9 protein-coding genes are annotated in these 9185 nt (G+C 43.4%); 6 read left to right on the top strand and 3 right to left on the bottom strand.

What is annotated here, in order from left to right; translation table 11 throughout:
• The coding region (locus AC1DPZ_RS16840; protein WP_477405458.1) for a DUF6340 family protein at positions 1-460 on the top strand (460 nt) is incomplete at its 5' end.
• A 187-nt stretch (positions 461-647) separates the two neighbouring features.
• Here AC1DPZ_RS16840 and AC1DPZ_RS16835 read toward each other — a convergent pair.
• Positions 648-1088 (bottom strand): GNAT family N-acetyltransferase, encoded by a 441-nt coding sequence (locus tag AC1DPZ_RS16835; protein WP_477405456.1) that lies wholly within the window; start codon positions 1086-1088, stop codon positions 648-650.
• Between the two features lie 91 nt (positions 1089-1179).
• Positions 1180-2721, bottom strand: coding sequence for an acyl-CoA carboxylase subunit beta (locus tag AC1DPZ_RS16830; RefSeq protein ID WP_477405454.1), 1542 nt, complete (start codon positions 2719-2721; stop codon positions 1180-1182).
• A 106-nt stretch (positions 2722-2827) separates the two neighbouring features.
• Here AC1DPZ_RS16830 and AC1DPZ_RS16825 point away from each other — a divergent pair, with 106 nt between their 5' ends.
• The 5 genes from AC1DPZ_RS16825 (at position 2828) to can (ending at position 7338) form a co-directional block, all read left to right on the top strand.
• Positions 2828-3160, top strand: a complete 333-nt coding sequence (locus tag AC1DPZ_RS16825; protein WP_477405452.1) for a hypothetical protein — start codon at positions 2828-2830, stop codon at positions 3158-3160.
• A gap of 79 nt (positions 3161-3239) precedes the next feature.
• Positions 3240-4844, top strand: coding sequence for a SulP family inorganic anion transporter (locus AC1DPZ_RS16820; protein WP_477405450.1), 1605 nt, complete (start codon positions 3240-3242; stop codon positions 4842-4844).
• 8 nt (positions 4845-4852) lie between these two features.
• Positions 4853-5575 carry a carbonic anhydrase gene (locus AC1DPZ_RS16815; RefSeq protein ID WP_477405448.1) on the top strand — a complete coding sequence of 241 codons (723 nt, stop codon included), beginning with the start codon at positions 4853-4855 and terminating at the stop codon, positions 5573-5575.
• A 322-nt stretch (positions 5576-5897) separates the two neighbouring features.
• Positions 5898-6656, top strand: a complete 759-nt coding sequence (locus tag AC1DPZ_RS16810) for a YoaK family protein (RefSeq protein ID WP_477405446.1) — start codon at positions 5898-5900, stop codon at positions 6654-6656.
• Positions 6657-6675: 19 nt separating this feature from the next.
• Positions 6676-7338 (top strand): carbonate dehydratase, encoded by a 663-nt coding sequence (can, locus tag AC1DPZ_RS16805; RefSeq protein ID WP_477405444.1) that lies wholly within the window; start codon positions 6676-6678, stop codon positions 7336-7338.
• A 119-nt stretch (positions 7339-7457) separates the two neighbouring features.
• On the opposite strand, the gene pruA is transcribed toward can, so the two are convergent.
• Entirely contained in the window at positions 7458-9095 is a 1638-nt protein-coding gene (gene pruA / locus AC1DPZ_RS16800) for an L-glutamate gamma-semialdehyde dehydrogenase (RefSeq protein ID WP_477405442.1), read from the bottom strand.
• Positions 9096-9185 lie beyond the last annotated feature (90 nt).

Genomic DNA, 9185 nt, shown 5'->3' with positions numbered 1-9185 from the left:
AAGTAATGGCTTATACTTTAAAAAACTGAGTGGTATGGCCGATGTTCCGCAAAACAATGAAGGTTATCCCGGTGGGTTTGCCTCCCTGTTTTTTCACCCCACTATAAATGGWAGTATCCCGGCTATAAATGCGGCTGCACGGGAAGCCACTTTGGATGCCCTTAAAGATTATCTCCCTTTTTCAATATCAAATGACAGACCGCTTTATGCCGATAGCGGTCCGCTTGAATCAAGTGTGGCGCAGATAAAAGCCGGAAAGTTTGATTTGGCTTTTAAGATCCTTAACCCTTTGATTGATGGCACCGATGTAAAGCTGGCCAGTAAAGCAGCTTATAACCTGGCGGTTGTTTACGAAGCGCAGGGCGATATTGAAGAAGCGCTTAAAACCGCCAAACTATCAAACGAGAAAAATCAGAATGAGTACGCTAAGGCACTTATTGTTGATTTAATGAAGGAGTAATTTTGATATGCAGATGTGCAAATTTCAGATGTGCAGATTTTGTCTGAACCCGAATTCACCGAATTAATGAATTAACAGAATGCCGCTTATAATTCTGCCCATTCCTAAATTCTTAAAATTCAGGTTCAAACAAAAAGACATCTGCACATCTGGAATCTGCATATCTGCACATCTGGTACTCGCACATCTAAATTACCTTTTCCAATATCTCGTAATCAAAACCATTTTTAGAGAATAGCCGGCCCGTTTGGCTGAAGTTGGCTTTTAAGTAAAACCCCGTGGCCGATAAACGGGCATTACACCATAAACGTTTGCCTCCGTTTGTAACTGCAAAATCTGTTATGTGATTTAGCAACTGGCCTCCAATACCCATCCCCTGTACAGATTCATCAACCGCAAATTTACGGAACTGGAAATCATCACCCTTTTGAAACAGGGATACCACGCCAACAATGGCGTTATTTTTAAACGCTGCAAAATGCAGGCCTTCGTTATCTTCATCCATTTCCATCTCATACAGTTTTTGGGCTGGATACAAAACCCGCTGCCGTAGTCGCCAGGTAAGTTCAGGACGGATTTGTTCAATCGATATTTCGGATTTCGGATGTTCAATTTCGGATTTGGCCATTTTGCATTTTAGTATTTGGAAATGTTTGATCTTAGTTAAACAAGCAATTCAAAAATAAGTAATTCCGAAATCTCAAATCCGATATCCGAAATCACAAAGGAATATTCCCGTGCTTTTTCCTTGGGTTATTCACCACCTTATTCTCCAGCATTTTAAATGCATGAATGAGTTTAATGCGGGTTTCTGCAGGTTCAATTACTTCATCTATAAAACCACGTTCGGCTGCACGGTATGGATTGGCAAAGGTATCCGAGTAGAGTTGCTCCTTTTCTTTCCAGCTGGCCTCCTTATCTTCAGCCGTGCTAATCTCCCGTTTAAAAATGATCTCGGCTGCGCCTTTGGCACCCATTACGGCAATCTCTGCCGATGGCCAGGCATAGTTCATGTCGGCACCAATGTGTTTGGAGTTCATTACATCATAAGCCCCGCCATAGGCCTTCCGGGTAATTACTGTAATGCGTGGAACAGTGGCCTCGCAAAAGGCGTACAATAATTTAGCGCCGTTGGTGATAATTGCGTTCCATTCCTGGTCGGTACCGGGTAAAAAACCGGGTACATCCTCAAACACCAGCAAAGGTATATTGAAGCTATCGCAAAAACGCACAAAGCGTGCTGCTTTGGTTGAACTGTTAATATCCAAAACGCCGGCCAAAAATGCCGGCTGATTAGCTACAATTCCAATACTACGACCTGCAAGGCGGGCAAAGCCAACAACAATATTCTCGGCAAAATCCTTGTGGATCTCTAAAAATGATCCGGTATCTATCACATGATCAATAATTTCGCGGATATCATAAGGAATTGATGCAATCCCGGGCAAAAGCGTGTTCAGTTCGGGGCGAAGCTCATTGCCGATTTCGTAGGGTAAGGCAGGAGCCCGGTCCTCACAATTCTGCGGCATATAGCTAAGCAGCTTTTTGATGTTTTGGATGGCCTCTATCTCGTTGGTACAGGCAAAATGGGTAACACCCGATTTGGTGGCGTGGGTTGTGGCGCCGCCAAGCTCTTCGGAAGTTACCACCTCGTGCGTAACCGTCTTTACCACATTTGGCCCGGTTACAAACATATAGGAAGTGCTCTCTACCATTAAAATAAAATCGGTAATGGCGGGAGAGTACACAGCCCCGCCTGCGCAAGGCCCCATAATGGCCGATATTTGCGGCACAACACCCGATGCCATGGTATTGCGGTAAAATATATCGGCATAGCCGCCTAATGAGACAACACCTTCCTGGATACGCGCACCTCCAGAATCATTTAGCCCTACAACCGGAGCGCCATTTTTGATAGCCAGATCCATAATCTTGCAGATCTTTTCGGCATGAGTTTCGGAAAGCGACCCGCCAAAAACGGTAAAATCCTGGGAAAATACATAAACCAACCTGCCATTTATAGTGCCATAACCGGTTACAACGCCATCGCCGGGATATTTTTCTTTCTCCATTCCAAAGTCGGTTGAGCGGTGGGTCACCAGCATTCCGATCTCCTGGAACGAGCCGTCGTCCATTAAAAAATGCAAACGCTCACGGGCGGTTAGTTTCCCTTTTTTATGCTGACTTTCAATGCGTAATGTTCCTCCGCCTTCAAATGCCTTTTGGCGTTTTTGTCTTAATACTTTTAGCTTTTTATCCACAATTCAGGTTGTTTGTAACACCTTAAAAATAGTAATTTAATTGTAAGATGTGGGTAAAACTGCTATAACATGCTTTGAAGATCGATTTTTGTCTATCTTTGTAATAATGAAGATCAGGAAATTTAAAATACTGGTAGTTGCAATGTTTATGAGTGTCTTTGTATTAAAGATGGCCATATCGCTTGCTCCCGTATTTTTTTACCTTGACTGCAAAGCCGTAAGCTCGGTTATACTGCAATTGGAGCAGGAGTCAAAAGCTGAAAAAGATTCACCTGATAAGGATACTTTTAAGGAGAAAAAGATTTTTGACGCATACGATTTACATAGTGTAGCCTTTATCACATTCATAGTAGAAGATAAAGTACTCCACAACCAGGAACATTCGCTATACAAACAGGTTTACCACCCGATAGTACCCACCCCGCCTCCCAATGTTTAAATGAATTATCCGGATAATTACTTATCCGGAGTATAACGCTTTACAATTCATTTAAAATTTTCATTCAAACACAATTCTTATGTCAATTAAGCAAGGTGGGTTTGCCATGGGCAGTCTTAACCTGAAAAAATATTTTTTGCCCAAAAACTTAAAAAGAGATCTTCCGGCAAGCCTCGTAGTATTTTTAGTGGCCTTGCCATTATGTCTGGGTATAGCATTAGCCTCGGGTGCGCCGCTGTTTGCGGGTGTATTAACAGGCATTATTGGTGGTATAGTTGTAGGCTCATTAAGTGGTTCGCAATTGAGCGTGGCTGGTCCGGCGGCGGGTTTAACGGTTATTGTATTAAATGCCATAACCAGCCTTGGTTCCTATGAAACATTTTTGCTGGCCCTTGTGCTGGCCGGGGCGTTCCAGATGCTGCTTGGCGTTTTAAAAGCAGGCGTTATAGCCAACTATTTCCCTTCGGCAGTAATTGAGGGGATGCTGGCCGCTATAGGTATCATCCTTATCATGAAGCAATTTCCGCATGCTGTAGGTTACGATGCCAGTTTTGAGGGCGATGAAAGCTTTAGCCAGGCAGATGAGCATAATACATTTTCGAGCATACTGGGTGCAGTAGCTAAAATCAACTACGGAGCTGTGATAATCAGTTTGGTTTCATTAGCGCTGATGATCTATTGGCCAAGATTTAAAAAACTGGCCATGGTGCCCGCGCCTTTATTAGTGGTGTTAGCAGGTATTGGTTTGAGTATGGCTTTTGCGGGTACCGGTTTTGCCTTGCTTGATAAACAGTTTGTGCGGGTACCAATAGTAAATAGCAGTAGTGAGTTTTTCGCTTTATTTAAAACCGCTGATTTTCACGCGATAGGCAACAAACAGGTATGGATAACAGCCTTTACCATAGCCGTTGTAGCCAGCCTGGAAACACTATTGAGTTTGGAGGCGGTTGATAAAATTGACCCGATAAAGCGCATTTCGCCAACAAATCGTGAGCTGGTAGCACAGGGGATCGGGAATATTACCAGCGGACTATTAGGTGGCCTGCCCATGACAGCTGTTATAGTGCGATCATCGGCAAATGTAAATGCCGGTGCCCGTACCAAAACAAGTACGGTGATTCATGGTTCGTTGCTGATGATATCGCTATTGTTTATCCCAACGCTTATCAACCTTATACCGCTATCATGTTTGGCAGCCATCCTGCTCATGACAGGTTATAAACTGGCCCGCATATCGCTGTTTAAGCACATGTGGCATTTAGGTTTAAACCAGTTTATTCCTTTTGTGGTAACTATAGTGGCTGTTGTTTTGACGGATTTGTTGATTGGAGTTGGCATTGGTATGCTGGTAGGGATCTTTTATATTCTGCGCACCAATTTGCGCAACCCTTATTTTTACCAGATCATCAAAAATGGCAATAAAAATGTAATCATCATCAAACTTGCCGAAGAGGTTTCCTTTTTAAATAAAGCGGCGATACAAATCACTTTAACAAGCTTGCCAAGTGGTACCGATGTGGTCATTGATGCATCAAATTCGCGTTACATAGATCCGGATGTGTTGGAGATCATCCACAATTACAAGCATAACGCCTATACAAAAGGCATAGTTGTGCAATTACTTGATGTAAAGGAGAAGTACGATATACCTCCTTTAAAAGAATTAATGTATAACCCTAACTAAGAAAAATCATGGCACTTATAGAAGATAAAAAGAACGACAAACCGGTAATTGATACCAATAACATAACACTGGCCCAAAAAGATAGTTATAAAGCGTTGATCCGCGGTAACGCCGAGTGGGTAGAACGGAAGCTAAAAGAAGACGGAGATTTTTTTAAAAACCTGGCAAAAGGCCAAAATCCGCAGGTTTTGTGGATAGGCTGCTCAGACAGCCGCGTACCAGCTAACGAGGTTACCGGCACCAAAGCGGGCGAAGTGTTTGTGCATCGCAACATTGCCAACGTATGTGTACACTCGGATATGAACATGCTGAGTGTGCTCGACTATGCAGTAAATGTGCTTAAGGTAAAACACGTAATAGTGGCAGGGCATTATGGTTGTGGCGGAGTGGCTGCTGCCATGAGTAATAAACAGTTTGGATTGATTGACAACTGGCTGCGTCATATTAAAGATGTGTACCGCCTTCACAGTCATGAGCTTGATCGCATTACCGATGAAGTTCAAAAGTTGAACCGCCTTGTTGAGCTTAATGTGAGCGAACAGGTATACAATTTATGTAAAACATCCATCATCCAAAACGCCTGGATGGAACGCCACGATCTTGAAGTACACGGTTGGGTTATCGACCTGAGTACCGGCCTGGTGAAGGATATTAAAGTAAGCAGCAGCAACCCGCATAATTTAGGTTATGTGTATGAACTGGATAGCCTTGAGGCCGTGGCTTCGCATTAATATTTATGGAGATAGCTTTTCTGTGTTTGATTGACACAGATAGGTTTATTATGTTTGATTAACCCCGGTTCATAAAAATGGCCGGGGTTTTTTGTTTGAAATGAAGTTATTGCTGAACTTGTTTCAGCATYTCATATAACTGGGGTATTCTACTTGCCCGCTGCGGCTTGTCCTATGGGGGCGATATAAAATTCGGGACGACTAAGGATTGTCAACCGGGCTTACATAGCAGTTTTTAAAAATTTAGCCTTTTACTTGCCGATTGCACAATCCACTAAATTTTTATCCTATTTTTAGGCGTTTTTAATAAACAGCGTTTACCATGCTAAGGCAATCAAAAGAAGATCGCACTTTAAAACAAAACCTATTACTTGCATCGTCAACAGCATTTGTATCGGGCGTTACCAATGTTGTGGGGATGGTGGCTTTTTTAGCTTTTACCTCAAATATCACCGGGCATGTAGCTAACCTGGCCAAACATATTGTTGAGCAGAATTTCAGGCAGATCAATGTGTTTGTTATCTGGTTGCTGTTGTTTTTTGCCGGAGCATTTTTATCCAATTTTATCGTACGTTCACTGGAACACAAAAGCCGTTACAAGGCTCATTCGGTACCAATTATCATCGAAATTATATTACTGTTATTTGTTGCTGTATATGGGCATAACTTTTATAAAGAGACCGACCTGGAACGCGAAATAGTTATAGGAGTTATTATATTTTCGATGGGATTGCAAAATAGCCTGGTATCAACTATATCAGGCGGGTTGATCAAATCAACCCATTTAACGGGTTTGTTTACCGACCTTGGAGGTGATGTATCTGAGTGGCTACACCCTAATGTTGAAAAAACTACTGTTATCCGTAATAAAATAATGGTGCGCCTTACAGTACTTTCTTTTTATTTTATCGGAGCTATTGCAGGCGGATTTTTATTTAACCTGTACGATTTTGCAATTTTTTACTTCATACCATTAATTTTGCTTACAATATTGTATTATGATCTTTCGCCCATTGCATTACACAAATTAAGCCGTGTGTTTTGGACGACGAAAGCGAACCAGTATAAAAAATCTTCCTAACTGATAAACTATAAAAACTATGTGCCCTAAAAAGTTAATACACGATACCAGCCATATCACCTACGAAAGCCTGTTAGATGGCAATAAGCAATTTATTACCGATGCCTTAGCCGAAGACCCCGAGTATTTTGAAAAACTTGCCAACGGGCAAACGCCACCGGTACTTTGGATTGGTTGTGCCGATAGTCGCGTACCAGCCAACCAAATTACCAATACCTCGCCGGGTGAAATTTTTGTGCACCGTAATATTGCCAATATGGTTATCCATACGGATATGAATATGTTATCGGTACTGGATTATGCTGTAAATGTATTAAAGGTAAAACACGTTATTGTAACCGGTCATTACGGTTGTGGCGGCGTAATAGCAGCCATGAGCAACAATGAATACGGCTTAATAGACAATTGGCTACGCCATATTAAAGATGTTTACCGCCTGCATGCCGATGAACTTGACGCGGTTGAAAACGAACAGGAACGTACTAACCGCCTGGTAGAGTTAAATGTAATAGAAAACGTTTACAACCTGTGCAAAACCTCTATTGTACAAAACGCCTGGAAACAAGGCCAGGAATTGGCTGTACATGGTTGGGTTTACAGCATCAGCACCGGTAAAATTAAGGACATGAACGTAAGCACCAGCGATAATGCCAATTTGGGCGATGTGTTTAAGTTTAAATAGGGGGCAGCCCCACCCAACCCTCCCCGGAAGGGAGGGCTTTAAAAATAAAAAAGCGATGAGTTTAAAATTCATCGCTTTTTTTCAAAAGTCTCCCCAACCGGGGGAGATTTAGAGGGGGCTTATATTTCCTTCGCCAAAAACGGGTACCTGTAATCCTTTGGCGGATCAAAAGTTTCTTTGATGGTGCGGGGAGATACCCAGCGTAACAGGTTGATCATAGAACCGGCTTTATCGTTAGTACCCGATCCCCTGGCGCCGCCAAATGGCTGCTGACCAACAACAGCTCCTGTTGGCTTATCGTTGATATAGAAGTTTCCAGCTGCGTTACGTAGATGTTGGGTTGCTTTGGCAATAGCATACCTGTCCTGCGATATAATAGAGCCTGTAAGCGCGTAGATAGATGTTTTGTCTACAATGTCAAGCACCGCATCAAATTGATCGTCCTCGTACACGTAAATGGTTAATACGGGCCCGAAAAGCTCTTCGCACATGGTTACATAGTAGGGATCTTCAACTTTTAACACAGTTGGCTCAATAAACCAGCCTTTGCTTTTATCATAGCTGCCACCGGCAACAACTTCAACACCTTCATCAGTCTTGGCAGCATCAATGTATTTAGCGAGTTTATCAAACGATACCTCGGTGATCACTGCATTAATGAAATTCTCAAAATTCTCAACCGGACCGATCTTGAATGATGTAATATCACGCTGCATGTTTGCTTTTACCGCAGGCCATAAAGAGGCCGGTACGTAAGCCCTGGAAGCAGCCGAACATTTTTGTCCCTGGTACTCAAACGCGCCGCGAACAAGGGCGGTACTTACCACATCGGCATTGGCGCTTGGGTGGGCAAGTACAAAATCTTTACCACCGGTTTCGCCCACAATGCGCGGGTAGGTTTTATATTTATGAATGTTGGTGCCTATTGTTTGCCAGATGTTCTGAAACACCTTGGTTGAGCCGGTAAAGTGGATGCCTGCAAAATCGGGGTGGTTAAATATTACCTCTCCTGCAACGGGGCCGTCAACATAAATCAGATTGATCACGCCAGCTGGTACACCGGCTTCTATAAAAACCTTCATGATTACGTTGGCAGCGTAGATCTGCGTGTAAGCAGGTTTCCAAACCACCACATTCCCCATCATAGCTGCCGATGCAGGTAAATTACCTGCGATAGCTGTAAAATTGAAAGGTGTTAAAGCAAATACAAAACCTTCCAGTGGGCGTTGCTCCACACGGTTCCAAACGCCTTTGCCTGATACGGGAGGCTGTTGTTTATAGATTTCGGTCATGTACTCTACGTTGAAACGCAGAAAATCTATCAGCTCACAGGCCGAATCGATCTCGGCCTGGTACGCGTTTTTGGATTGGCCAAGCATGGTAGCGGCGTTTATAGCAGCACGGTACGGACCGGCAATCAGGTCGGCGGCTTTTAAAAATATGGCCGCACGCTGCTCCCAGGGCAGGTTCTCCCAATCGGCTTTGGCAGCAAGGGCTGCATCAATGGCGGCGGTAACATGGCTGGCATCACCTTCGCTAAAGGTGGCTAATAAATGTTTATGATCATGTGGCGGACGAATTTCCAGCTTTGTGCCGGTGCGTACTTCCTTGCTGCCAATGTACATGGGTATATCTAACTGCTGCGCGCGGGCTTCGTCTAAAGCAGCCTTAAGGGCAACACGCTCTAAACTTCTGGGTCCATAGTTTAAAACCGGCTCGTTTACAGGAGCCGGGACATTAAAAAATCCTTTAAGCATAATGGGTCGTCAATTAATAGGGGCAAAGATAGGTATTTTGGGGTGGATGGCGGGTGGGGGGATTGTCAAAATGTTGTTGGGGTTGAAGGC

The sequence above is a fragment of the Mucilaginibacter sp. P4_G9 genome, from assembly GCF_056400985.1.
The sequence above is the reverse complement of the archived record's forward strand: the minus strand, read 5'-3'. Positions and strand labels throughout refer to the sequence as shown.